Source organism: Dactylosporangium sp. CS-047395, assembly GCF_050942185.1.
GTDB lineage: Bacteria > Actinomycetota > Actinomycetes > Mycobacteriales > Micromonosporaceae > Dactylosporangium.
The window spans coordinates 9,350,981-9,375,409 of the sequence record NZ_CP192015.1 but is presented as its reverse complement, the minus strand read 5'-3'; the positions used below and the strand labels follow the sequence as shown (position 1 = coordinate 9,375,409).

At 72.8% G+C, this 24,429-nt stretch carries 20 protein-coding genes and 2 pseudogenes; 16 read left to right on the top strand and 6 right to left on the bottom strand.

All coding sequences use genetic code 11. The annotated features are described in order from the left end of the window. Nucleotides 1-139: 139 nt before the first annotated feature. Nucleotides 140-1,153, top strand: a pseudogene (locus ACQP00_RS43845) (MinD/ParA family ATP-binding protein); the annotation flags it as partial. Here ACQP00_RS43845 and ACQP00_RS43840 read toward each other — a convergent pair. Beyond that, on the bottom strand, nt 1,128-2,492 hold the full coding sequence (locus ACQP00_RS43840; RefSeq protein WP_433208750.1) for a transaminase: 1,365 nt from the start codon (nt 2,490-2,492) through the stop codon (nt 1,128-1,130). The pseudogene ACQP00_RS43845 and the gene ACQP00_RS43840 overlap by 26 nt on opposite strands. A gap of 50 nt (nt 2,493-2,542) precedes the next feature. Between ACQP00_RS43840 and dnaE the strand changes: the two are divergent. After that, nucleotides 2,543-5,809, top strand: a pseudogene (gene dnaE / locus ACQP00_RS43835) (DNA polymerase III subunit alpha); the annotation flags it as partial. Between the two features lie 131 nt (nt 5,810-5,940). After that, nucleotides 5,941-6,813 carry a DUF2567 domain-containing protein gene (locus ACQP00_RS43830; RefSeq protein WP_433208747.1) on the top strand — a complete coding sequence of 291 codons (873 nt, stop codon included), beginning with the start codon at nt 5,941-5,943 and terminating at the stop codon, nt 6,811-6,813. A gap of 73 nt (nt 6,814-6,886) precedes the next feature. Here the strand turns inward: ACQP00_RS43830 and ACQP00_RS43825 are convergent, their stop codons facing one another. Continuing rightward, nucleotides 6,887-7,585: an LON peptidase substrate-binding domain-containing protein gene (locus tag ACQP00_RS43825; RefSeq protein WP_433208745.1), complete on the bottom strand. Its 699-nt coding sequence runs from the start codon at nt 7,583-7,585 to the stop codon at nt 6,887-6,889. Between the two features lie 94 nt (nt 7,586-7,679). Here ACQP00_RS43825 and ACQP00_RS43820 point away from each other — a divergent pair, with 94 nt between their 5' ends. From ACQP00_RS43820 to hisF, 9 genes are read left to right on the top strand one after another with little or no spacing between them, the layout of a single operon-like run. Continuing rightward, a complete protein-coding gene (locus ACQP00_RS43820; protein WP_433208742.1) occupies nt 7,680-8,321 on the top strand; it encodes a TetR/AcrR family transcriptional regulator in 642 nt (213 codons plus the stop codon). A 30-nt stretch (nt 8,322-8,351) separates the two neighbouring features. Next, nucleotides 8,352-9,653, top strand: a complete 1,302-nt coding sequence (gene hisD / locus ACQP00_RS43815) for a histidinol dehydrogenase (protein ID WP_433208739.1) — start codon at nt 8,352-8,354, stop codon at nt 9,651-9,653. Next, nucleotides 9,650-10,726, top strand: a complete 1,077-nt coding sequence (locus ACQP00_RS43810) for a histidinol-phosphate transaminase (RefSeq protein ID WP_433208736.1) — start codon at nt 9,650-9,652, stop codon at nt 10,724-10,726. Before hisD ends, ACQP00_RS43810 begins: the two co-directional genes overlap by 4 nt. Next, the gene (gene hisB / locus ACQP00_RS43805) at nt 10,723-11,337 is read left to right on the top strand and encodes an imidazoleglycerol-phosphate dehydratase HisB (protein ID WP_433049373.1); all 615 of its coding nucleotides are present in this window, start codon (nt 10,723-10,725) and stop codon (nt 11,335-11,337) included. The genes ACQP00_RS43810 and hisB overlap by 4 nt, the downstream gene beginning before the upstream one ends. Next, entirely contained in the window at nt 11,334-11,480 is a 147-nt protein-coding gene (locus ACQP00_RS43800) for a hypothetical protein (RefSeq protein ID WP_433208733.1), read from the top strand. The genes hisB and ACQP00_RS43800 overlap by 4 nt, the downstream gene beginning before the upstream one ends. 10 nt (nt 11,481-11,490) lie before the next feature. Then, nucleotides 11,491-12,096: an imidazole glycerol phosphate synthase subunit HisH gene (gene hisH, locus ACQP00_RS43795; RefSeq protein ID WP_433208731.1), complete on the top strand. Its 606-nt coding sequence runs from the start codon at nt 11,491-11,493 to the stop codon at nt 12,094-12,096. After that, on the top strand, nt 12,093-12,407 hold the full coding sequence (locus tag ACQP00_RS43790) for a hypothetical protein (RefSeq protein WP_433208728.1): 315 nt from the start codon (nt 12,093-12,095) through the stop codon (nt 12,405-12,407). The genes hisH and ACQP00_RS43790 overlap by 4 nt, the downstream gene beginning before the upstream one ends. Nucleotides 12,408-12,423: 16 nt before the next feature. Further along, entirely contained in the window at nt 12,424-13,152 is a 729-nt protein-coding gene (gene priA / locus ACQP00_RS43785) for a bifunctional 1-(5-phosphoribosyl)-5-((5-phosphoribosylamino)methylideneamino)imidazole-4-carboxamide isomerase/phosphoribosylanthranilate isomerase PriA (RefSeq protein ID WP_433208725.1), read from the top strand. Further along, complete coding sequence (hisF, locus tag ACQP00_RS43780) at nt 13,149-13,910, top strand: imidazole glycerol phosphate synthase subunit HisF (RefSeq protein WP_433208722.1); 762 nt, start codon at nt 13,149-13,151, stop codon at nt 13,908-13,910. The genes priA and hisF overlap by 4 nt, the downstream gene beginning before the upstream one ends. A gap of 1 nt (nt 13,911) precedes the next feature. On the opposite strand, the gene ACQP00_RS43775 is transcribed toward hisF, so the two are convergent. Together ACQP00_RS43775 and ACQP00_RS43770 are read right to left on the bottom strand one after the other, a co-directional pair. Beyond that, nucleotides 13,912-14,397, bottom strand: a complete 486-nt coding sequence (locus ACQP00_RS43775; RefSeq protein WP_433208719.1) for a hypothetical protein — start codon at nt 14,395-14,397, stop codon at nt 13,912-13,914. 67 nt (nt 14,398-14,464) lie between these two features. Continuing rightward, on the bottom strand, nt 14,465-15,412 hold the full coding sequence (locus tag ACQP00_RS43770; RefSeq protein WP_433208716.1) for a LysR family transcriptional regulator: 948 nt from the start codon (nt 15,410-15,412) through the stop codon (nt 14,465-14,467). 72 nt (nt 15,413-15,484) lie between these two features. Here ACQP00_RS43770 and ACQP00_RS43765 point away from each other — a divergent pair, with 72 nt between their 5' ends. Continuing rightward, nucleotides 15,485-16,387: an EamA family transporter gene (locus tag ACQP00_RS43765; RefSeq protein WP_433208713.1), complete on the top strand. Its 903-nt coding sequence runs from the start codon at nt 15,485-15,487 to the stop codon at nt 16,385-16,387. Between the two features lie 12 nt (nt 16,388-16,399). Beyond that, complete coding sequence (locus ACQP00_RS43760) at nt 16,400-17,872, top strand: PLP-dependent aminotransferase family protein (RefSeq protein WP_433208704.1); 1,473 nt, start codon at nt 16,400-16,402, stop codon at nt 17,870-17,872. 82 nt (nt 17,873-17,954) lie between these two features. Here the strand turns inward: ACQP00_RS43760 and ACQP00_RS43755 are convergent, their stop codons facing one another. Then, nucleotides 17,955-19,796 carry an AMP-dependent synthetase/ligase gene (locus ACQP00_RS43755; protein ID WP_433208701.1) on the bottom strand — a complete coding sequence of 614 codons (1,842 nt, stop codon included), beginning with the start codon at nt 19,794-19,796 and terminating at the stop codon, nt 17,955-17,957. A 135-nt stretch (nt 19,797-19,931) separates the two neighbouring features. Further along, nucleotides 19,932-20,552: a TIGR03085 family metal-binding protein gene (locus tag ACQP00_RS43750; RefSeq protein ID WP_433208698.1), complete on the bottom strand. Its 621-nt coding sequence runs from the start codon at nt 20,550-20,552 to the stop codon at nt 19,932-19,934. Nucleotides 20,553-20,660: 108 nt separating this feature from the next. On the opposite strand from ACQP00_RS43750, the gene ACQP00_RS43745 reads away from it, so the two are divergent. Beyond that, entirely contained in the window at nt 20,661-22,517 is a 1,857-nt protein-coding gene (locus ACQP00_RS43745; RefSeq protein ID WP_433224203.1) for an ABC transporter ATP-binding protein, read from the top strand. Beyond that, nucleotides 22,514-24,301, top strand: coding sequence for an ABC transporter ATP-binding protein (locus ACQP00_RS43740; RefSeq protein WP_433208695.1), 1,788 nt, complete (start codon nt 22,514-22,516; stop codon nt 24,299-24,301). The genes ACQP00_RS43745 and ACQP00_RS43740 overlap by 4 nt, the downstream gene beginning before the upstream one ends. The last annotated feature ends 128 nt before the right edge of the window (nt 24,302-24,429 follow it).

Here is a 24,429-nt window from a genome sequence, read left to right as displayed (position 1 = left end):
CCGTAGCCTGGGGAGCGGGTTGTGACGCGTCGCGTGTGAGGGAGGGCCGGGCGTGGCTGAGCGAGCGGATGCCATGTGGGAGGACAGGTCGGCCGAGCCGGCTCCCCGCTGGCGCTCGCTGCTGGACCGGGCACTGCTGGGCCGGTCGAACCCGGGTGATCTGGATTACGACGGACGGTTCGGGAGCCCCTCGGCCCCGTATCCGCCCGCGCGGCCCTACGATGACGAACCAATGCCTCCCACCAACGGCACCCGCCCGTATGACGACGCACCGCCCCGGACCGCCGGCGCGGCCTCCCGGCGTGGGCCCGAGGTCGAGTACCAGGCGCCCCGGGCGGCGGCCGACCCGACCGAGCAGATGGTGCAGGTGCTGCGCCGGGACATCCCGACGCCGAAGGTCCTGGCTTTCGCCAACCCCAAGGGCGGGGTGCACAAGACCACCGCCACCGTGCTGACCGCGGCCACGATCGGCAGCGTGCGCGGCAAGGGCGTCATCGCGTGGGACGACAACGAGCTGCGCGGCACCCTCGGCCTGCGCGCCGGCAGCGCACGGCACGCCCGCACGATCCGCCACCTGATCGCCGACCTCGTGCGCGTGGAGCACGCGACCGGCTACGACCTCTACGACATGCTCGACGACTATCTCCGGCACGCCTCCGACGGCTCCTACGACGTGCTCGCCGGCGAGGAGAACCCGCGCTTCGCCCAGCGCCTCGACCCGCACACCGTGCGCCGCGTCCTGGAGCTGCTGCGCCGCACCCACGACGTGATCTGCGTCGACACCGGCAACAACGTCGAGAGCCCGAACTGGCAGACCGTCCTGCAGACCGCCGACCAGCTCGTGGTCACCTCGGTGCCGCGGGAGGACGCGGCCTTCACCGCCGACTGGATGCTCGACCTGCTCGACGAGGCCGGGATGGAGGAGCTGGTCGCCAACGCGGTCACGCTGCTGTCCTGCCCGACGCCGAACCCGACGCCGCTCATCGACGACCTGGCCGGGCACTTCCGGACGCGGACCCGGGCCGTGGTCGTGGTGCCCTACGACCCGGCGCTGGAGAGCGGCTCCAACATCGAATACCCGATGCTCGCGCCGGCCACCAAGCGGGCGTGGCTGCGGGCGGCGGCGGTCATGATGGACCCGTTCGCGCGGTGAGTTCCGCGACGGCTTCTCCGAAGATCCGGGTGTGCTCGGCGATCTGATCTTCGGTGGTGGCCGGGCTCATCAGGGCCATGTTGTGGAACGGCGTGAGCAGGATGCCGCGGTTGGCCAGATAGGCGTGCAGAAAGTCCTCCAGCTCCGCGTCATTTTTCGAGGCTGCTTCGGTACCGCTTGTCGGTGCCGGTTTCGCGAAGCGGTACTCGACCCGGGCGCCGAGCCGCGTCACCGACCACGGCAGGTTGTGCTCGTCGATGACGGCGCGGGTCCCGCGCTCGAAATGCGCTGACATTTCCGACATTTGGGCATGGGCGGCATTGGTCAGAACGTGCTCCAGGGTGGCTCTGGTCGCGGCGATCGACAGGGCGTTGCCGGCCAGGGTGCCACCTACGCCGCCCATGTCGATCAGGTCGAGGCCTGGGATGCGCTCGATGTCCTGGGCCAGCTGCTCGGAGAGTCCGTAGGCCGCGGCCGGGATGCCGCCGCCGATCGCCTTGCCGATGGTCACCACGTCCGGTTCGAGCTGCCACAGGCCGGTGGCGCCGCCCGGGCCGGCCGAGAACGTGTGGGTCTCGTCGTTGATCAGGTAGGTGCCGAAGCGCCTGGTCAGCTCGCGTACCTGGGCGAGGTAGCCGGGCTCGGGCAGTACGATGCCGATGTTTGTCAGGGCGGGCTCCATCAGCACGGCGGCCACGTCGCGGTGGGCCAGCTCGCGCTCCAGCCCGGCGAGGTCGTTGAACTCGGCGACCCGGCTGGTCACGGTCACGTCGACGGGCGCGCCGACGTTGCCCTCGCGGCTGCGCGGGCCGCCTGAGCCCGTGACGATCAGCGACTCGTCGACCGAGCCGTGGTAGCAGTAGCTGTTGACCAGGATCTTCGGCCGGCCGGTGACCGCCCGCAGCAGCCGGATCGCCCAGCGGTTGGCGTCGGTGGCGGTCAGCGCGAAACTCCACCGGGTGACCCCGAAGCGGCGGGTCAGCTCGGCCCCGACCCAGGCCGCATCGGACGTCGGCAGCATCGCGCACGCGCCGCCGAGCGTCTCGAAGCGCTCCCGCACCGCGGCGACGACGGGCTCGGGGGAGTGCCCGGCCATCGCCGCCGTGTCGCCCAGGCTGAAGTCGATGTATTCGTGCCCGTCCACGTCGGTCACGCGGGCGTCGCGGGCCTCGGCGAGGTACAAGGGGAAGCCTGCCGCATTTTTGTTCATCCAGGTCATCGGGACCCGGCCGAACAGGTTCGAGGCGCGCGCGAACTCGGCGGCCGAGCGGGGATTGCGCGCGGCGAAGGCGGCTCGCTCGCGGGCCAGGAGCGCGCGGAGCCGGTCACGGTCCATCATGGCCTGCAGTGTGGCCGAAAATGTCGTACCCCCGCGATAGGTTCGCAGCCGTGGGGGATTCGTTCGTACACCTGCACGTACACACCGAGTATTCGATGCTCGACGGCGCGGCCCGGCTGGGACCGCTGTTCGCCGAGGCGGCCCGGCTCGGCCAGCCCGCGCTGGCCATGACCGACCACGGCAACATGTTCGGGGCCCACGACTTCTACACCGCCGCGACCGCCGCCGGGATCAAGCCGATCATCGGGGTCGAGGCCTACCTGACACCGGGCACCCACCGGCGCGACCGGACCCGGGTGCGCTGGGCCGACGGCGGCGAGAACGACGTCTCCGGCGGCGGCGCCTACACCCACCTCACGCTGCTGGCCGCCGACGCGACCGGGCTGCGCAACCTGTTCCGGCTCGCGTCCCGCTCCAGCACCGAGGGGTATTTCTACAAGCCCCGCGCCGACCGCGAGCTGCTCGCCGAATACGCGGGCGGGGTGCTCGCGACCACCGGCTGCCCGTCCGGGGAGATCCAGACCTGGCTGCGCATCGGCGACTTCGAGCGGGCCTGCGCGGCCGCCGGGGAGCTGCGCGACATCTTCGGCGAGGGCAACCTCTACCTGGAGCTGATGGACCACGGGCTGCCGATCGAGCGCCGGGTCCGGGAGGACCTGCTGCGGCTGGGCAAGCGGCTCGGGCTGGCCCCGGTGGCCACGAACGACCTGCACTACACGTTCGCCGGCGACGCCGACGCCCACGAGGCGCTCCTGGCGGTGCAGTCCGCGACCACCCTGGCCGACCCCAAGCGGTTCAAGTTCGACGCCCGCGACTTCTACCTCAAGTCCGCGCCGGACATGCGCCGGATCTGGGACGCGGAGGTGCCGGGGGCCTGCGACAACACGCTGCTCGTGGCCGAGCGGATCGGGCCCTATGTCGACGTGTTCGCCCACCGCAGCCTGATGCCGGCCTTCCCGGTCCCGGCCGGCCAGACCGAGGACTCCTACCTGCGCGCCGCCGTCGCCCGCGGGCTGGACCGGCGCTTCCCGGAGGGGGTGCCGGGGCCGCACGCCCGCCAGGCCGACTACGAGCTGTCGGTGATCCTCGGGGCCCGCCTGGCCGGCTACTTCCTGGTCGTGGCCGACCTCGTGGCGCACGCGCACCGGGAGGGCATCCGGGTCGGGCCGGGCCGCGGCTCGGCGGCGGGCTCCCTGGTCTCCTACGCGCTGGGCATCACCGAGCTCGACCCGCTCGCGCACGGGCTGCTCTTCGAGCGCTTCCTCAACCCGGAGCGCCCGAGCATGCCCGACATCGACATGGACTTCGACGAGCGCCGGCGCGGGGAGATGATCCGCTACGCCACCGAGCAATACGGCGAGGACCGGGTCTCGCAGATCATCACGTACGGGACGATCAAGGCCAAGGCGGCGATCAAGGACGCGGCCCGGGTGCTGGGCTTCCCGTTCTCCCTCGGCGAGCGGATCAGCAAGGCGGTGCCGCCGCCGGTCCTCGGGCGCGACATGCCGCTGTCGGGCGTGTTCGACCCCGCGCACTCGCGGTTCAAGGAGGGCGGGGAGCTGCGCCGGCTCTACGAGTCGGAGCCCGAGGTGCGCACCGTCGTCGACACCGCGCGGGGCCTGGAGGGGCTCAAGCGGCAGTGGGGCGTGCACGCGGCCGGGGTCATCCTGTCCCGCGAGCCGCTCATCGACGTCCTGCCGATCCAGAAGCGCGAGCAGGACGGCGCGATCATCACCCAGTGGGACATGGGCGCCTGCGAGTCCATGGGCCTGCTCAAGATGGACTTCCTGGGCCTGCGCAACCTCACCATCATCGACGACGCCCTCGACGCGATCCGGCACAACCGCGGCCGCGAGGTGGCGATCGAGGACGCGGCGCTGGACGACGGGGCGACCTATGCGCTGCTGTCCCGCGGCGACACCCTGGGCGTGTTCCAGTTCGAGGCGACGCCGGTCCGCCAGCTGCTGCGCTCGATGGCCCCGGACGGCTTCGCCGACGTCTCCGCGGTCGGCGCGCTCTACCGGCCCGGCCCGATCGCGGCCAACGCCCACAACGAGTACGCCGACCGCAAGAACGGCCGCCGCCCGGTCACCCCGATCCACCCGGAGCTGGCCGAGCCGCTCGCCGACATCCTCGGCGACACCTATGGCCTGATCGTCTACCAGGAGCAGGTGATGGCGATCGCCCAGCGCGTCGCCGGCTACACCCTGGGCGCCGCCGACCGGCTCCGGCGGGCCATGGGCAAGAAGAAGAAGGAGATCCTCGACCAGGAGTTCACGCTGTTCGCCCCGGCCATGCGCGAGCGCGGCTACTCCGAGGGCGCGATCCGCACCCTGTGGGACATCCTGGTGCCGTTCTCCGACTACGCGTTCAACAAGGCCCACAGCGTGGCCTACGGGCTGGTGGCGTACTGGACGGCGTACCTCAAGGCGAACTTCCCGGCCGAATACATGGCCGCCCTGCTGACCTCGGTCGGCGGCGACAAGGACCGCTCCGCCCTCTACCTCGGCGAGTGCCGGCACATGGGCATCAAGGTCCTGCCGCCGGACGTCAACGCCTCCCAGGGCCGCTTCGCCGCCGCCGGCACCGACATCCGCTTCGGCCTCGGCGCCGTGCGCAACGTCGGCGCCGCCGCGGTCGAGGCCATCCTGCGCGCCCGCCGCGAGCGCGGCACCTTCGCCGACTTCTACGACTTCCTGTCCAAGGTCGACGCCGTGGTCTGCAACCGCAAGACCATCGAGTCCCTGATCAAGGCCGGCGCCTTCGACTCGCTGGGCCACTCCCGCCGCGGCCTGCTCGCCGTGCACGCCGACGCCCTCGACGCCGTGTCGAGCGTCAAGCGCAACGAGGCCATGGGCCAGTTCGACCTCTTCGGCGCCCCGCTCATGACCGCCCCGCCCGTCCCCGCCATGGAGTGGGACAAGCCGGAGCGCCTCGCCTTCGAGCGCGAGATGCTCGGCCTCTACGTCTCCGACCACCCGCTGCGCGGCCTCGAGCACGTCCTGCGGGCCGCCGCCGACCGCCCGATCGCCGCCCTGGCCGAGGACGGCTCGGTCCCGGACGGCGCGGTGGTCCGCCTGGCCGGCATCCTCTCGGGCGTCCAGCGCAAGGTCACCCGCCAGGGCCGCCCGTGGGCCCAGGCGGTGCTGGAGGACCTGGACGGCAGCGTCGAGGTCATGTTCTTCCCGGACACGTACGAGCTGGTCGACCAGTGGGTCATCGAGGACGCGGTCGTCTCGGTCAAGGGCCGGGTGGACCGCCGCGAGGAGGTGCCCCGCCTGATGGCCATGGACCTCGCCCTCCCCGACCTGACCGCCCCGCCGCCGCCCGCCCCGCCGCCGCCGCCCGCCCCATCCGGTGATCCGGGCGATTCGGGCGGTTCGCCGGGTTCGGGCGGGATCGTCGACGCGCTTGCCGGAACGTCGCCGCGGCCTGGCAGGATGGGATCGTGAGCATCGCCCCGATTTCGCCGGTCGAACAGCCGGAGGTTGCCCGCCCGGCCCGCGTACCGATCGTTCGGGAGCTGCTCTTCGCGCTGCTCGCCGCCGTCGTGGTGGCCGCGCTGGGCGCGCCGTTCGGCTGGCTGTGGTCGAAGCTGGCCCCGCACGTCGAGCTGGTCCAGACGCAGTACGGGCCGTATCCGCTCGACCCGGAGCCCGAGGGCTACTGGGCCGACGACGGCTGGTTCATCCTCATGTCGATCGGCATGGGTATCGTCGTCGCCCTGGCCGCCTGGTTCCTGCTCCGCCGCTACCGAGGCCCGCTGATGCTGGCCGGCCTGGTCCTCGGCTCCGCCGCCGCCTCGGTCATCGCCGCCTGGCTGGGCAACAAGATCGGCTGGGACCGCTACCTGGACCTGGCCGAGCACGCCCCGGTCGACACCCACATCTTCCGCCCGGTCAAGCTCCGCACCGGCATCTCCAGCCTCTACCTCGGCTTCATACCCTGGGTCCGCGGCACCATGCTGATCCAGGCCCTGGCCGCGGCGGCGATCTACACGGGCATGGCGGGCTTCCACGTCTCGCCGACCCTGCGCTACGACAACATCCCGCCGGAATACCTGGCCCCACCGCAGGGCACCGACCAGGCCCAGTTCCCGGGCGCGGGGTACCAGCCGTACCCGGGCACGGCTCCTTTCCCGGCGGCCGATTCGCCCTACCCGCCGGGAGCGGGTCAGCCTCAGTTCCCGCCGGCGCCGTCCGCTGCCCCGGCCCCGTCGTGGCAGGACCCGGGCGCTCCGCCGCCACCGCCGGCCCCGACCGCGGACGGACCGGTGTGGCCGTCGCCGAAGCCGCCGCACTCGGACCAGCCGCGCTCCTGACTTCGCCGCTGCGGAGCGGCAGACGCTCAGAGGATGAGCTGGGAAGCGCTTGGGGCGAAAGGGCCGGCGGTGGTCAGTTCGGGCTGGAGGGAACCGCGAGGTCACCCAAGGCGACGGGGACGGCCCGGACCTGGCCCAGCAGGGCGGTCTCGCGGCGCAGGAGGGCGCGCTCGGCCTTCAGGCGGCTCTCCGTGTCCGGCTCGGCGAGCAGCGACTGCCGGTCCTCCAGGGTCAGCGAAGCCGTCGCCGCGACCAGGTGGGAGAGGACGGTCGGGTCGTCCGGGAGTTGCTCGCCGTCGTCCTCGGCGCGGACGGCCCGCAGGTAGTCCTGGTACGCGGCGAGGACGCCCGCGGCCAATTCGCCCTCGCGGTCCGGGTCGCCCTTCGGCTCCTCGAGCCATTCGACCTCGGCGGTCAGGTACGGGGCGTCGTTGCGGGCCAGGCCCAGCAGGCGGAAGCGGCGGCGGCCCAGGGTCATCAGGTCGAAGCGGCCGTCCGGGAGCTCGGTGATCTGGCGGATCTCGGCCGCGCAGCCGACCTCGTACAGGGAGAGGGACTCGCCGGCCGTGATGGTGGCGTCCTGGGTCTCGGTCTGGCGGCCCACCTCCCAGCCGCGGCGGATGGCGATGACGCCGAACTCGCGGGGGAGGCTGGCGGGGAGCTCGGTGAGGTGCTGCACGAGCGTCCGGTACCGCGGCTCGAAGACGTGCAGCGGCAGCACCAGGCCCGGAAACAGCACGGTGCCCAGCGGAAAGAGTGGGAGCAGCTCCACGAGCGGAAGCGTAGCCGAGCAAGAACGCGACCGTCGCTCAGGACGGATACGATGGCTTTACAGATCGGAGCGATCCGTTCTGTAAAGTGGAGCCATGGGACGCAAGCGCGAGGCCGAGCGGAACGACGGGGTCATTCTCGCCGCCGCGCGGGACGTGTTCATGGAAGACCCGAAGGCGCCGATCGCCGCCGTTGCCGAGCGGGCGGGCGTGGGGATCAGTGCGCTCTACAGGCGGTACCAGAGCAAAGAAGAGCTGCTTCGAACACTGTGCCACGACGGTCTGCGGGTGTTCATCGCCGAGGCGGAGGCGGCCGCGGCGATCGAGGACGGGTGGGAGGCGTTCGCCGCGTTCCTGCGGGCGGTGGTGGACGCGGATGTGCATTCGCTCACGGTGCATCTGGCCGGGACGTTCGTCTCGACGCCCGAGATGGTGGCCGACGCGCGGCGGTCCGGGGTGCTGACCAATGCGCTCGTCGAGCGGGCGCGGGCCGGCGGGCGGCTGCGGCCCGAGATCCAGCCGACCGACATCGGGCTGGTGCTGGAGGGCTGTGCGGCGATCAGGCTCCCGGATCGGGAGAGAACGAGCGAATTGCGCCGCCGGTACCTCGCGATGAACCTCGATGGGATGAGCCGCGGGGAGCGCGGGGAGCTGCCCGGTCCGCCCGCGGCGCCGGACGAGCTGAACTGGCGGTGGGCCGGATCCCGACAGCCCGCAGGGCGGGACGGCGACGCATAACCGCTGGCGGCGCCGAATAGACTCGCAAGGGTGTTGAACCGGATCGACCTGCGCGGCTCCACCGAGGACCCGCGCCGTCTGCTGCCCCGAGCCGCCATCGACGTATCCGTCGCCGCCGAGCAGGTGCGCCCGACCGTCGAAGGGGTGCGGGAGCATGGGGCGGCGGCGATCCGCGAGGCCGCGCTGCGCTTCGACCGGGTCGACGTCAAGCAGCTGCGGGTGCCGCGGGAGGAGATCGAGCGGGCCGAGGCCGGGCTCGATCCCGACGTGCGCGCCGCGCTGCTGGAGTCGATCGCGCGGGCCCGCAAGGTGCACGGCGACCAGCGCCGGACCGAGACCACGACCGTGCTGTCCGAGGGCGGCACCGTCACCCAGCGCTGGCTGCCGGTCGGCCGGGTCGGGCTGTACGTGCCCGGCGGGCTGGCCGTGTACCCGTCCAGCGTGGTCATGAACGTCGTCCCGGCCCAGGCCGCCGGGGTCGAGTCGATCGCGGTCAGCAGCCCGCCGCAGAAGGACACCGGGCTGCCCAACGCCAACATCCTGGCCGCGTGCGCGCTGCTCGGGGTGGACGAGGTCTACGCGGTCGGCGGCGCGCAGGCGATCGCCATGCTCGGCTACGGGTTCACCGACGAGGAGCCGGGCTGCGAGCCGGTCGACATGATCACCGGGCCGGGGAACATCTGGGTGACCGCGGCCAAGCGGATGCTGCGCGGGACCGTGGGCATCGACGCCGAGGCCGGTCCGACCGAGATCGCGATCCTGGCCGACGACAGCGCCGACCCCCGCCACGTCGCGGCCGACCTGATCAGCCAGGCCGAGCACGACCCGCTCGCGGCGAGCGTGCTCGTCACCACCAGCGCCGAGCTGGCCGCGGCGACCGAGGCCGAGGTCGAGCGGCAGGTGGCCGCGACCAAGCACCTCGAGCGGGTGCGGGAGGCGCTGTCCGGGCCGCAGTCCGCGATCGTCCTCGTCGACGATCTCGACCGGGGGCTGCGGGTCGTCGACGCGTACGGGGCCGAGCACCTGGAGATCCAGACCCGCGACGCGCGGGCCGTGGCCGAGCGGGTCCGCAACGCCGGGGCGATCTTCGTCGGGGCCTGGTCGCCGGTGTCCCTCGGCGACTACTGCGCCGGCTCCAACCACGTGCTGCCGACCGGTGGGTGCGCGCGGCACCAGTCCGGGCTGTCGACCCAGACCTTCCTGCGGGGCGTGCAGCTCATCGAGTACAACCGCGATGCTCTTCAGGAAGTTGCCGGGCACGTCGTGGCGCTGTCGGCGGCCGAGGACCTGCCCGCGCACGGGGCCGCGGTGACGGTGCGGTTCCAGGCATGACCGCGCTGGACGACCTGCCGCTGCGCGACGAGCTGCGGGGGATGACCCCGTACGGCGCGCCCCAGCTCGACGTGGCCGTGCGGCTCAACACCAACGAGAACTCGTACCCGGTGCCCGAGCCGGCCGTCGCCGAGATGGAGAAGGCGCTCGGCGCGGTGCTGCGCGACCTGAACCGCTACCCGGACCGCGACGCGATGGCGCTGCGAACGGACCTCGCGGCGTACCTCGGCCACGGCCTCACCGCCGCGAACGTCTGGGCGGCCAACGGCTCCAACGAGATCCAGCAGCAGCTGCTGCAGGTCTTCGCCGGGCCGGGGCGCACCGCGCTCGGGTTCACGCCGTCGTACTCCATGCACCCCCTCCTCGCCGCCGGCACCGGCACGGCGTGGGTCGACGGCCGCCGCGCCGAGGACTACACGCTCAGCGCCGAGCACGTGGTCGCGAAGATCGCCGAGCACGACCCGGACCTGGTGTTCCTGTGCTCGCCGAACAACCCGACCGGCACCGCCCTGCCCCTGGAGGTCGTCGAGGCGGCGGTCGGAGCGGCGCGCGGCATGGTGATCGTCGACGAGGCCTACGCGGAGTTCGCGCGCCCCGGCACCGTCTTCGCGCTGAGCCTCATCGAGCGCTTCCCGCGCCTGGTCGTGACCCGCACCATGAGCAAGGCGTTCGCGCTGGCCGGGGGCCGGCTCGGCTACCTGGCCGCGGACGCCGCCGTGGTGGATGCGGTGCAGCTGGTGCGGCTGCCGTACCACCTCAGCGCCATGACCCAGGCCGTGGCCCGGGCCGCGCTCGCGCACACCGACGCCCTGCTGTCGACCGTGGACGCGATCAAGGAGCAGCGCGACCGGATCGTCACCACGCTGCGCGGCTGGGGCCTGGCGGTCGCCGACAGCGACGCCAACTTCGTGCTGTTCGCCGCCCCGCGCGGGGACAGCAAGGCAACGTGGCAGGCCCTGCTCGACCGGGGCGTGCTCATCCGCGACGTCGGCCTGCCCGGCTGGCTGCGCGTCACCGCCGGCACCCCGGAGGAGACCGGGGCCTTCCTGACTGCCCTGGAGGAACTGCTGTGAGTCGTACCGCCCGGATCGAGCGCGTCACCAAGGAGACCAAGGTCCTGGTCGAGCTCGACCTCGACGGCACCGGCGTGGGTGAGATCGCGACCGGGGTCGGCTTCTACGACCACATGCTCAACCAGATCGCCAAGCACGGCGGCTTCGACCTGCGCGTGCAGACCGTCGGCGACCTGGAGATCGACGCGCACCACACCGTCGAGGACACCGCGCTCGCCCTGGGCGCCGCGTTCGCCGAGGCGCTGGGGGACAAGGCGGGCGTGACCCGCTACGGCCACGCGCAGGTGCCGCTGGACGAGGTGCTCGCCTCGGCGGTCGTCGACCTGTCCGGCCGCCCGTACGTGGTGCACGACGAGCCGGCCAACATCGCCCCGCACATCGGCGGCAACTACCCGACGAGCCTGACCCGGCACATCTGGGAGTCCTTCGGGCACTCGGCCAAGGTGACGCTGCACGTGAGCATCCTGCGCGCGGGCCGGCACGGCGCCCAGCCCGACGCCCACCACATCGTCGAGGCCCAGTTCAAGGCGGTGGCCCGGGCGCTGCGCCAGGCCTGCGCGCTCGACCCGCGCAATGCGGGCGTCGTGCCGAGTACCAAGGGCGCCCTGTGAGTATTGTGCTTTTCGGCCTGGCCGGGCTGCTGCTCGGCGGGGGGCTGACGCTGCGCCAGAACAAGTCGAAGCTACCGTCGATCATCACGTTCGCCCTCGCCGCGCTCGCGGGCGTCGCCGGCGTGCTGTGGTCCTTCAACTAGGGGGCGTCCCGTGGCGAAGCGAGTGGTGATCCTCGATTACGGCTCCGGCAACCTCCGCTCGGCCGAGCGGGCCGTGGCCCGGGTCGGCGCCGACGTCGAGGTGACGGCGGACCTGGACCGGGCGGCCCGCGCGGACGGCCTGGTCGTGCCGGGCGTCGGCGCCTACGCGGCGTGCATGGCCGGCATCGAGGCGCTCGGGGCCGGCCCGACGATCGCCGAGCGGGTCCGCGTCGGCGCGCCGGTGCTCGGCATCTGCGTCGGCATGCAGATCCTGTTCGACGAGGGCGCGGAGCACGGGGTGGTGACCAAGGGCCTCGGCCTCGCGCCGGGCTCGGTGACGCGCCTTCAGGCTCCCGTGGTACCGCACATGGGCTGGAACACCGTCGCCTGGCCGGACGGCACGGTCCTGGGCGCCGGGCTCCCCGAGGACACCCGGTTCTACTTCGTGCACTCCTACGCGGCGAGCACGGCCGGCCCCGGCACCGCGGTCACCGTGCACGGCGAGCCGTTCGCGGCCGCGTTCGAGACCGACGTGCTGCGCGCGACCCAGTTCCACCCCGAGAAGTCCGGCGACGCGGGTGCGACCCTGCTGGCCAACTGGCTCCGGACCCTTTGAGCAAGGAACGGGCCAGGCGGCGCGCTCTGCTGGAGGCCGAGCGCGCCGAACGCATGCGGCGCCACGAGCGCAAGCGGGCCCGCCGGGCCGCCGTGCGCCGGCTGGTGCCCCGGGTGCGCGTCGGGCGTACCGGTAAGATTTTCGCTCGCCGCTCCCGCAAGCAGAAGGCGATCATCGCCATCCTCGTGCTGGCGGTCCTGGCGCTGGTCTGGGTGTCGTTCGACTCCTGGCCGGCCCGGATCGGCATCAGCGCGATCGTCATCGTCGCCACTCCGGCGCTCACCGTGCTCGTCCTCGACCGCCGTCTCTAAAGAAGGATCGCAAACCATGGCCCTGCAGCTCCTGCCCGCCGTCGACGTCGCCGACGGCCAGGCGGTCCGTCTCGTCCAGGGCGCCGCCGGCAGCGAAACCACGTACGGCGACCCGCTCGAGGCCGCCCTCGCCTGGCAGCGGCAGGGCGCGGAGTGGATCCACCTCGTCGACCTCGACGCCGCCTTCGGCCGCGGCTCCAACGCCGAGCTGCTCGCCGACGTGGTGCGCCGCCTCGACGTGCAGGTGGAGCTGTCCGGCGGGATCCGCGACGAGGCCTCGCTGAAGGCGGCCCTGTCCACCGGTGCGACCCGGGTCAACCTGGGCACCGCGGCGCTGGAGAACCCGGACTGGTGCGACCACGTCTGCGCCACCTACGGCGACCAGGTCGCGGTCGGGCTCGACGTGCGCGGCCACCAGCTCGCGGCCCGCGGCTGGACCAAGGAGGGCGGGGACCTGTTCGAGGTGCTCGACCGGCTGGAGAAGGCGGGCTGCGCGCGGTATGTGGTCACCGACGTGATGCGCGACGGCACCCTCACCGGCCCGAACCTGACCCTGCTGCTGGAGGTGACCGGCCGCACCAAGAAGCCGGTGATCGCCTCCGGCGGCGTGTCCAAGCTCGACGACCTGCGCCAGCTGGCCGCCCTCGAGCCGGCCGGGGTCGAGGGTGTGATCGTGGGCAAGGCGCTCTACGCGGGGGCGTTCACCGTGACCGAGGCCCTGGCCGCGCTGCGGGAGGCGGCGTGAGCGTCGCCGTCCGGGTCATCCCGTGCCTGGACGTCGACGCGGGGCGGGTCGTCAAGGGGGTCAACTTCCTGAACCTGCGTGACGCCGGCGATCCGGTCGAGCTCGGGGCCGCCTATGACGCCGCCGGCGCCGACGAGCTCGTGTTCCTCGACGTGACCGCGTCGTCGCAGGGGCGGGCGACGATGCTCGAAGTTGTCCGGCGTACCGCGGAAACGGTCTTCATTCCCTTGACGGTCGGCGGCGGCGTGCGCAGCGTCGGCGACGTCGACACGCTGTTGCGCGCGGGCGCGGACAAGGTCGGGGTGAACACGGCCGCGATCGCGCGCCCGGAGCTCATCGCCGAGATCGCGCAGCGCTTCGGCAACCAGGTCCTGACGCTGTCGCTGGACGTGCGGCGGGGCGAGGGGCAGCCCAGCGGCTTCGAGGTGACCACCCACGGCGGGCGGCGCGGCGCGGGCCTGGACGCGGTCGCGTGGGCGGCGCGGGTGGCCGAGCTGGGCGCCGGGGAGATCCTGCTGAACTCGATGGACGCCGACGGGACCAAGGACGGGTTCGACCTGGAGCTGATCCGGGCGGTGCGGGCCGTGGTCGACATTCCGGTGATCGCCAGCGGCGGGGCCGGGAAGGTGGCGGACTTCGCGCCGGCCGTGGAGTGCGGCGCCGATGCCGTGCTCGCCGCGAGCGTGTTCCACTTCGGCGAGCTCAGCATCGGCGACGTCAAGGGTGCCCTGCGCACCGCGGGGCACCCCATCCGGTAGGTCAGTCGGCCTTTCGGCCGGCGGCCACGGCGATGCCGACGATCCAGCCGACGAAGAGGCCGTAGCCGGACGCCTCGACGGCGGCCTGGAAGGCGCCGAGCATGGACGGGTCGGAGACGATGAACGCGGTCGTGAAGGCGGCGAGCGCGGAGCCGAAGATCAGCGCCGCCCAGCCGACGATGAAGGCGCCCCCGCCGCCGGCCACGGTGCGGGCCGAGACGGCCAGCACCAGGGCGACGAAGAGGATCGTCAGCAGCGCCCGCAGGTCGTTGGCGAGCAGGTCCCGGGCGGCGTCGCCGGAGCCGTCACGGGGGGTGATCCACCAGCGCGGCCACGCCAGTTTGCGCAGGAAGAAGCCCCACACGGTCGAGCCGTCGCTGTGACGGTCGACCCACTCAGTGAAGATCTGGTTGCCGAAGATCAGCACCAGCAGAACCGTCGCCAGGATGCCGGCGCCGGTCGCGGTCCGGGAACGGAAGAGGGCCATGCCATGAATGTAAGGGGCGGCCCGGATCCCCGCTGAAATGAATCGTGTGAATGAAAACCCCCGGAGTTCAGACCACCTGCACAACGCCCTCCGGGGTCGCCCATTCGGGCATTTCGCCCGGCGCCGGGCGCATGGCCCAGGCCTCCCGCAGGGCCGCCACGGTGGCGCCGATCGCGGGCCGGACCGCGGCCGCCGCCCGCCACGCGACGCTGACCCGCCGGGCCGCCTCCGGCGCGACCGGGCGCGCGACCACCCCGGCCGGCAGGGCGGTGCGGGCCAGCCGCGGGATGAACGCCACCCCGAGCCCCTCGGCCACGAACGTCAGCTGCGTCTCGAACTCGTTGACCAGGATCGCCGGCTCCAGCCCGGGCAGCATCCGCAGCAGCCACTCGTGGCAGACGGTGTTCGGCGTCGAGCCGATCCAGCGCTCGTCGCGCACCTCGTCGAGGGTCACCGGGCCCGGGCCGTCGGCGAGGCGGTGCCCGGCCGGCACGATCAGGTCCCCGACGTCGAGGCCGAGCTCGACGCTGGCCACGCCGGCCGGGTACGTCACCGGGATCTCCAGCCACTCGTCGATCAGGGCGACGTCGACGGTGCCGCGCAGGATGCCGGCGAAGCTCGACTCGCGGTCCGACTCCAGCAGGGCCGGCTCCAGCGCCGGATGGTCGGCCGCGAGCCGGCGCAGCGCGTGCGGGAGCAGGCCCCGGCACGCCGTCGGGAACGACGCGATGCTCAGCCGGCCCGACACCGTCTCCTGGTGCGCGGCCAGGGCCGCCTCGGCCTCCTCGACCGCCGCGAGGACCCGGGCCGCGTGCTCGGCCAGCACCCGTCCGGCCTCGGTCAGCCGCAGCCGCCGGCCGTCCTTCTCCACGAGCGTGGCCTTCGTCTCCCGCTCCAGCTTGGCGAGGTGCTGCGACACGGCCGACGGGGTGATGTGCAGCGCCCCGGCGGCGGCCGTGACCGTGCCGAACGTCTGCACCGCGCGGAGCGCCTGGAGGCGCGCGAGGTCAAGCATGAAGCAATACTAAAACCATCATGCAGTACATTTCGATGGTGCTTCACGGTCCGCGAGGCCAATCATCGGGGCATGAAACCTCGCGACCTCGCCCTGGCGACCGTGGTCAGCGTCATCTGGGGCGTCAACTTCGTGGTCATCCACGTCGGGCTCGACAGCATGTCCCCGCTGCTGTTCTGCGCCCTGCGCTTCGGGGTCGCCGCGCTGCCCGCGGTGTTCCTGGTCGGCCGGCCGCAGGCGCCGTGGCGCTGGGTGATCGCGACCGGCATCGCGCTCGGCGTGGTCAAGTTCTCGCTGCTCTTCGCCGGGATGGCGGCCGGGCTGCCGTCCGGGCTGTCGGCGCTGGTCCTGCAGAGCCAGGTCGTCTTCACGCTGGTCTTCGCCACGGTACTGCTGCGCGACCGCCCCGGCCCCCGGCGCATCGGCGGCGTGGTCCTGGCCGGCGCCGGCATCGTCCTGATCGCCACCCAGCTCGGCCTGGACCGCCCGCTCGGCGCGTTCCTGCTGGTCGTGGCGGCCGGCGCGGCCTGGGGCCTGGCGAACATCGCGATGCGCAAGGCCTCGGCGCAGAACATGCTCAACTTCATGGTCTGGGTGAGCGCGGTCGCGACCCCGCCGCTGATCCTGCTGACCCTGACCGTCGACGGGCCGCAGTACGTCTGGGGCGCCCTTCGGGGTCTCGACCTGGTCGCCATCGGGGCGATCGCCTACATCGCCTACCTCAGCACGCTGCTCGGCTTCGGCATCTGGGGCCGGCTGATCGGCCGCTACGGGGCCGGGACGGTGGCGCCGTTCGCGGCCCTCGCGCCGGTCTTCGCGATCCTGTCCGCGGCGCTGTTCCTGCACGAGACCATCCACTGGTACGACCTCGTGGGCGGGGCCTTGATCCTCGGCGGGGTCCTGCTGTCCGCGCTGAAATTGGACTTGCCCAAGCAGGCCACAGATGCCAGGGTAAGGCCAATGGAGCGGGTGTAAGGAGGCCAATCGGTGTCTGCGATCGTCCGGGGCGCGCAACTGGCCCGCATGCTCAACGCCTGGCAGGTCGCCGTCGGGGTCCGTGGCCCGGCGGGGAAGCGGCCCGAGTACGTGGTGCTCGCCAATGCCGTGCGCGGCCTGCTCATCGACGGGCGGCTGGCGCTCGGGGTGCGGCTGCCCGCGGAACGGGAGCTGGCGGGGGCGCTGGGCATTTCGCGTACAACGGTGACGGCCGCCTATCGGGAACTGCGCGAGAGCGGGCACCTGTCCAGCCGCCGGGGCGCGGGCAGCTGGACCGAGCTGCCGGCCGGGCACCGGGTGGGCACCTCCGGGCTGTGGACGCCGAGCGACGACGCCGGCCTGATCGACCTGGGCTGCGCGGCGATGCCGGCCCCGCCCGAGCTGGCGGTCGCGGCGGCCGAGGCGGTGGCGGACCTGGAGCCGTACCTGTGCGGCCCGGGCTACCAGCCGATGGGCCTGCTGACCCTGCGCGAGGCGATCGCCGGCCACTACACCGAGCGCGGCCTGCCCACCGACCCCGACCAGGTGATGATCACCGGCGGCGTCCAGCAGGCCCTGGACCTGCTGCTGCGCCTGCTGGTCGCCCCGGGCCAGCGCGCCCTCGTCGAGACCCCGACCTACCCGAACGCCCTGAGCGCGTTCCTGGCCGGGCGGGCGCGGATCAGCTCGTACGCGATCGGCCCGGACGGGTGGGATCCCGACCTGCTGCTGTCGACCGTGCGGGCGGCGCAGGCGCGGGTGGCGTACCTCATCCCGGAGTTCCACAACCCGACCGGCCACCTGATGCCGGTGTCCCTGCGCGAGAAGCTGCCCGCGGCCGCCCACGCCGCCGGCACCGACCTCGTGATCGACGAGTCGTTCGTGGACCTGGCCCTGGAGCCGGAGCTGGCCCGCTCGATGCCGCCGGCGGTGGCCGCGTTCGACCGCACCGCGCGGGTGCTGACGATCGGCGGGATGAGCAAGGCGTTCTGGGGCGGCCTGCGCATCGGCTGGGTGCGCGGCCCGGCGTCGCTGATCGCCCGGCTGGCCGCCGCCCGGGTCGGCGTGGACATGGCCTCCCCGGTCCTCGACCAGCTGGTGGCGACCCGGCTGCTGCAGCGCCGCGAGACGATCGTCGGCGCGCGCCGCAAGCAGCTGCTCGTGCAGCGCGACACCCTGGCCGCGGCGCTGCGGGCCGAGCTGCCGGAGTGGCGCTTCGTCCTGCCGCGGGGCGGGATGGTGATCTGGGCCGAGCTCGACGCCCCGGTGTCCAGCGCCCTGGCCCGCTCGGCCGAGGAGCTGGGCGTGCGGGTGGCCCCGGGCCCGCGCTTCGGCGCCGACGGGACGATGGAGCGCTTCATGCGGCTGCCGTTCACGCTGCCGGAGACCGACCTGATCGAGGCGGTGCGACGGCTCGCCGAGGCGCGCACCGACCTGGACCGGCCGCGGCGGCACACCTGGCAGACGCAGACCGTGCTGGCCTAGAACCTGCGTGAGACGCGTCGTGGCCCCCGGGGATGGCGGTTCCCGGGGGCCACGACACTGTGGGGTGTGAATAGAGGTCTGGCTAGATCTCCGCGAGGGTTCCCGCGTACATGCTGTCGATGTCGGCCGCGAAGGACTTCTCGACCGCGCGCCGCTTGACCTTCAGCGACGGCGTGAGCTCGCCGTCCTCGATCGACAGGTCGCGGCCGAGGATGGTGAACTTCTTGATCTGCTCCCAGCGGTTGAGCTTCGCGTTGAGCTCCTGCACGTAGCCGCCGACGAGGGCCTCGGCCTCCTTCGAGGCGGCGATCTCCTCGTAGGACTTCCCCTCCAGCGGGGTGCCGGCGGCCCAGCCCTTGATCGCGTCCGGGTCGAGGGTCACCAGCATCGTCACGTAGTTGCGGGCCTGGCCCACGACGATGGCCTGGGAGGTGTACGGGCAGACCGACTTGAACAGGCCCTCGATGTGACTCGGGGCCACGTACTTGCCGCCCGACGTCTTGATGAGGTCCTTCTTGCGGTCGGTGATCCGCAGGTAGCCGTTGTCGTCGAGCTCGCCGATGTCGCCGGTGCGGAACCAGCCGTCCTCGGTGAACGCGGCGGCGGTCTCGTCGGGGAGGTTGTGGTACCCCCGCATCACCGGCGTGCCGCGCAGCAGCACCTCGCCGTCGGTGTCGAGCCGGCACTCCAGGTCGCCCAGGGACTGCCCGACGGTGCCGATCCGCGCCTTGCCCTCGCGGTTGACGAACGAGCCGGCGGAGGTCTCGGTCAGGCCGTACCCCTCCAGGATCGGCAGTCCGGCGGCGAAGAAGAACTCGGCGATCTCCGGCGCGAGCGGCGCGGAGCCCGAGACCATCGCGCGCATCCGGCCGCCGAGCCGGGCCCGCAGCTTGCTGAACACGAGCTTGTCGGCGATCCCGTACTGCAGCTTGAGCGCCCCGCCCGGCTCGCGCCCGGCCTGCCGCTCGGCCACGACCCGCCGCCCGACGCCCAGCGCCCAGGTGAAGATCTTCAGCTTGGCCCCGCCGTCGGCCTGGGCCCCGGTCACGACCCGGTTGTAGACCTTCTCGAACACCCGCGGCGCCGCGCACATGAGCGTCGGCTGGATCTTCCCGAGGTTGTCGATGAGCTTGTCCACCCGCCCGTCGACGTAGGTGGGCAGCCCGACGTAGATGATCCCGCACAGCAGCGTCTTGCCGAACGAGTGCGACAAGGGCAGCCAGAGGTACTGCAGGTCGCTGCTGTTGAGCACGCCCGTGTCCTGCTGCGTCTTGCCCTGCCAGATCCAGCCGGCGTGCAGCAGCTCGACGCCCTTGGGGCGCCCGGTCGTGCCCGACGTGTAGATCAGCGTCGCGAGCTGGTCGCCGGAGATGCCGGCCACGATCCCGTCGATCAGCCCCGGGTCGGCGGCGTTGGCGGCCTGCCCCGCAGCTTCGAGGTCGGCGATCGTCATCGTGGGCCTGACCTCGGTACCGGTGGGGGAACCGTCGATCAGCACGATGTGCGTCAGGTGCGGCAGATCGGCCCCGTCGAGCTTGGCCGCCTGCTCCGGGTTCTCGGCGAAGAGCACCTTGGAGCCGGAGTCCGTGACGATGTACACGGCCTCCTCGGGCTCGGTCGTCGGGTACACCGTCGTGGTGGCCGCGCCGGCGAGCATGATGCCGAGGTCGGCGAGGATCCAGTCGAGCCGGGTGCCGGCCAGCACGCCGACGCGGTCCTCGGCCCGCACGCCGAGCGTGGTCAGGCCGGCGGCGATGTTCCGGGCGCGCGCGTCGACCTCGCGCCAGGTCATCCAGATCGGGTCCCCGGCGTCGTCGGGGGCGGGGCGGGCGAGGGCCCGGTCGTCCGGGGTGGCGGCCACCCGGTTGAGGAACATGTCCGGGATCGAGCGGTAGGGCAGTTCGAGCCGCTGGGTCTGGGTCATGTCGGGTGCCTTCCGGGGCGTCCGGGAGAGTACGCCGCCGCCCGTGACTGGCGTCACGTCCGTCGGTTACCAGACGGTAAACCGTCGATCCCGTTACCGGCTAGACCCGAGACTGAAACGTGAGGAAGCTGCCGATCAGATTCCCAGCCGGGCGCCGCGGAGTTTCGCGGTCAGGTCGTCGGGGCCGGTGACCGCGACGTCGGCGTGGGCCTGGCGGCCGGTGAAGAACAGGATCAGCTCGCCCGGCGCGCCCTGTACCTGGACGGCCTGCTCCTGCTTCGGGTTGACGGTGAACGGCTCGACGCCGGGGCCGGAGACCTCGAGGCGGGCCGGGAAGCGGCGGGCCGACAGACGGGCGGTGGACTTCGCGCGGGCGGCGAGGGACTGGGCGTACCCCGGCGGAATGTCCCGGGGCGTCCAGCCCGGCGCGGCCCGGCGCACGTCCTCGTGGTGCACGAAGAACTCGACCGCGTTCATCGCCTCGTCCAGCGGGCGCAGCAGCAGCGGGCCGGTGCGCAGCCGCTCGACCAGGGCCGGCCAGTCGCCCGCGGCCAGCTTGTCCTGCACCTTCCGCGTGTGCCCGGCCGCGGCCTTGAGCATGATGCCGGCGGCGGCGTCGGGGCGGCGCTCGCGCAGCACGATGTGGGCGGCCAGGTCGCGGGTGGCCCAGCCGTCGCACAGGGTGGGAGCGTCGGGGCCGGCGGCCAGCAGCGCGTCGGCGAGCGCCGCCCGCTCGGCCCGCGCGTAAGAAGTCATGGGCATAACGCTAGCCCCAGAATTGTCGTACCCCCTCGGTAAGGTAACTGCGCGACCGGGACACTTACGGCCGCGGAACCAGGGGGGCGTGTTGTGACCAGTGGCAAGGTGCTCGCGAAGGGCTTCCGGGTGCTCGGCCACGCGGTCCGTGACGAGCCTCACATGTTCGTCTGGTCGGTGCTCGGCAGCGTGCTGTTCAGCCTGCTGACCATCGCCACCGCGTTCGTGTCGGGGCGGGTGGTCGGCGAGATCGTGGTGCCCGCGTTCAGCCGCGGCAGCGTGGCCACCGGCACCCTGGTGCTGGGCGGGCTGTCGGTGCTCGCGGTGAGCCTCGGCAAGATCGTGGGGATCTTCGGCCGCCGGCTCGGGGCGGGCGCGATGCAGTTCAACCTGCAGGCGAAGTACCGCCGGGCGGTGACCCGCCGCTATCTGCGCCTGCCGCTCGCGTGGCACCAGCGCCACGCCACCGGCACGCTGCTGTCCAACGCCAACGCGGACGTCGAGTCGGCCTGGTATCCGATCGCGCCGTTCCCGTTCGCGGTCGGCACGGTCGTCATGCTCGTGGCCGCGGTCGCGTCGCTGTTCGTCACCGACTGGGCGATGGCGCTGGTCGGGCTGGCCATCTTCCCGGCGCTGCTGCTGGTCAACGTGGCGTATTCGCGCCGCATGTCGCCCCGGGTGGCCAGGGCCCAGCAGCTGCGGGCCGACGTCAGCGCGGTCGCGCACGAGAGCTTCGACGGCGCCCTGGTGGTCAAGACCATGGGGCGGGAGGCGTCGGAGACCGAGCGGTTCGCGGCCAAGGCGGTCGAGCTGCGCGACGCCACCATCCGCGTCGGGCGGGTCCGGGCCATGTTCGACCCGGTTCTCGACGCGCTGCCGAGCATCGGCACCTTGGCCGTGCTGGTCGTGGGCAGCTACCGGTTCCGCTCCGGTGCGGTCGGCGTGGAAGAGGTCGTCAGCGTCGCGTTCCTGTTCACCGTGCTGGCCTTCCCGGTCCGGGCGATCGGCTGGGTCCTCGCCGAGCTGCCCCGCAGCGTCGTGGGCTGGGAGCGGATCCGCCGCGTGCTCGACGCCGAGGGCGACACCGTCTACGGCACGACCGAGCTGACCGGCACCGCCCCGGCCGCGCTGCGCTTCGACGGCGTGGACTTCGCCTACACCGACGAGGACGGGGCCGGGCCGGCGGTGCTGAGCGGGGTGACGTTCGAGGTGCCGGCCGGGCGTACCGTCGCGCTGGTCGGCCCCACCGGCTCCGGCAAGTCGACCGTGGCCGCGCTCGCCGCCCGGCTGGTCGACCCGGCCGCCGGCACCGTGACGCTCGACGGGGTGGACCTGCGCGAGCTCAGCCAGGACAGCCTCACCGGCGCGACCGCGCTCGTGGCCCAGGTCCCGTTCGTCTTCGACGACACCATCCGCGGCAACATCACGCTCGACCGGGCCGGCGTCGACGACGGGCAGGCCTGGAAGGCGCTGCGGCTGGCCCAGGCCGACGGGTTCGTCGGGCACCTGTCCGACGGGCTCGACACCACCGTCGGCGAGCGCGGCACGTCGCTGTCCGGCGGCCAGCGCCAGCGGCTCACGATCGCCCGCGCGCTGGCCGGGTCGCCGCGGCTGCTCGTGCTCGACGACGCCACCAGCGCGGTGGACCCGCGGGTGGAGGCGGCGATCCTGGCCGCGCTGCGCCGCGACGACGGCGACACCCAGGCGGCCTCGATCCTGGTCGTGGCCTACCGCCGGGCCACCATCGCCCTGGCCGACGAGGTGGTCTACCTCGAACGGGGCCGGGTCGTGGCCCGCGGCACCCACGGCGAGCTGCTGGAGACCGCGCCCGGCTACGCCGACCTGGTCACCGCCTACGAGAAGGCCGAGGAGGAGCGGGAGCGCGAGCACGCCTTCGACGGCGACCGGCTGGACGACGGCCGCGAGTCCGCACCGCGCCTCGACGAGGAGACCCAGCCCGCATGACCACCGTCGAGAACGCCACCGCCGCCGCCCCGGACACCCGGGCCTCGATCCTGCGCCGGGGCCTGGCCCTGTCCCCGGAGCTGTTCACCGGCCTGGCCGGCACGCTCGGCCTGGCCCTGGTCGCCACGGCCGGCCGGGTCGCCGTGCCGATCGCCATCCAGCAGGGCATCGACCACGGCATCCAGGCCCCGGGCGGCCCCGACCTGGGCGTCATCACCCGGATCGTGACCGTGACGGCGGGCGTCCTGTTCCTGACCATGATCAGCGCGTACCTCATGAACGTGCGCCTGTTCACGGTCAGCGAGACCGCGCTGGCCGGCATCCGGGCCCGCACCTTCCGGCACATCCACGACCTGTCGATGCTGCACCAGCAGTCCGAGCGGCGCGGCGCGCTCGTCTCCCGGGTCACCGGCGACGTCGACCAGATCAGCCAGTTCCTGCAGTTCGGCGGCCTGCTGTTCGTGATCAACCTGGGCCAGCTCACGGTCACCACAGTCGTGATGCTCGTCTACTCCTGGCAGCTCACCCTGGTCGTCTTCGCCGCGTTCGCTCCGCTGATCTTCGTGGTGCGGCACTTCCAGCGCCGGCTGAGCGTGCTCTACCTGGAGGTCCGCGAAAGCGTCGGCAGCATGCTGGGCGTCATCGCGGAGAGCGTGGTCGGCGCCCCGGTCGTGCGCGCGTACGGCATCCAGCGCCGCACCGGCGAGCGGCTCGACGGCTCGATCGAGAAGGCCCGCCGCAACCTGTTCCGGGCCCAGACCAACAACGTGATCAGCATGAGCTTCGGGGAGCTCGCGGCCGGGCTCGCGCTCGCCGGCGTGATCGTGGTGGGCACCCTGCTGGGCGTGGGCGGCGACCTGACCGTCGGGCGGCTCACCGCGTTCCTGTTCCTGGCCACGCTGTTCGTCCAGCCGGTGCAGGTGGCGACCGAGGTGCTCAACGAGGCCCAGAACGCGATCGCCGGCTGGCGGCGGGTGCTCGACATCATCGAGACGGAGCCCGATGTGGCCGATCCCGGCAAGTCGGGCCGGGCCCTGCCCGACGGGCCGATCGACGTGCGGTTCGATCACGTGCACTTCGCGTACCCGGACGGGCCCGAGGTCCTCAGCGACGTCGACCTGACCGTGGCCGCCCGCACCCGCGTCGCCGTCGTCGGCGAGACCGGCAGCGGCAAGACCACCTTCGCCAAGCTGCTGACCCGGCTGATGGACCCGAGCACCGGCCGGGTCCTGCTCTCCGGCGTGCCGCTGGACGAGCTGCGGTTCGACTCGCTGCGCAGCCGGGTCGTGATGGTGCCGCAGGACGGCTTCCTGTTCGACGCGACGATCGCCGACAACGTCCGCTTCGCCCGGCCGGCCCTGACCGACGCCGAGCTGACCGCCGCGTTCACCGGGCTGGGCCTGATCGACTGGCTCGACTCGCTGCCCGCGGGCCTGCACACGCAGGTCGGGGAGCGGGGGGAGTCGCTGTCGGTGGGGGAGCGGCAGCTGGTGGCCCTTGCCCGGGCGTACGTGGCCGACCCCGACCTGCTGGTGCTCGACGAGGCCACGAGCGCCGTCGACCCGGCCACCGAGGTCCGGCTGCAGCGCACGCTCGACGCGGTGACCCGGGGGCGCACCACGATCGCGATCGCGCACCGGCTGTCGACCGCGCAGTCCGCCGACGAGGTGATCGTGGTGGACAAGGGGCGGGTGGTGCAGCGGGGGCCGCACGAGTCGCTGCTCACCGACCCTGACTCGATCTACGCGCGCTTGTACGCGTCCTGGCTCGAACAAACGCGCTGATTCACGCACGCCGGCTCAGCACGCCCGGCCCGGCTTGACCGGGCGTGCTGATCGCGCGTGTCGGTGTCCGGCGTCGGCGTGTTGCCGCGGCTGGCGTCGGCGTGGCGCGGTCTGGTTTGGTCGCGTGC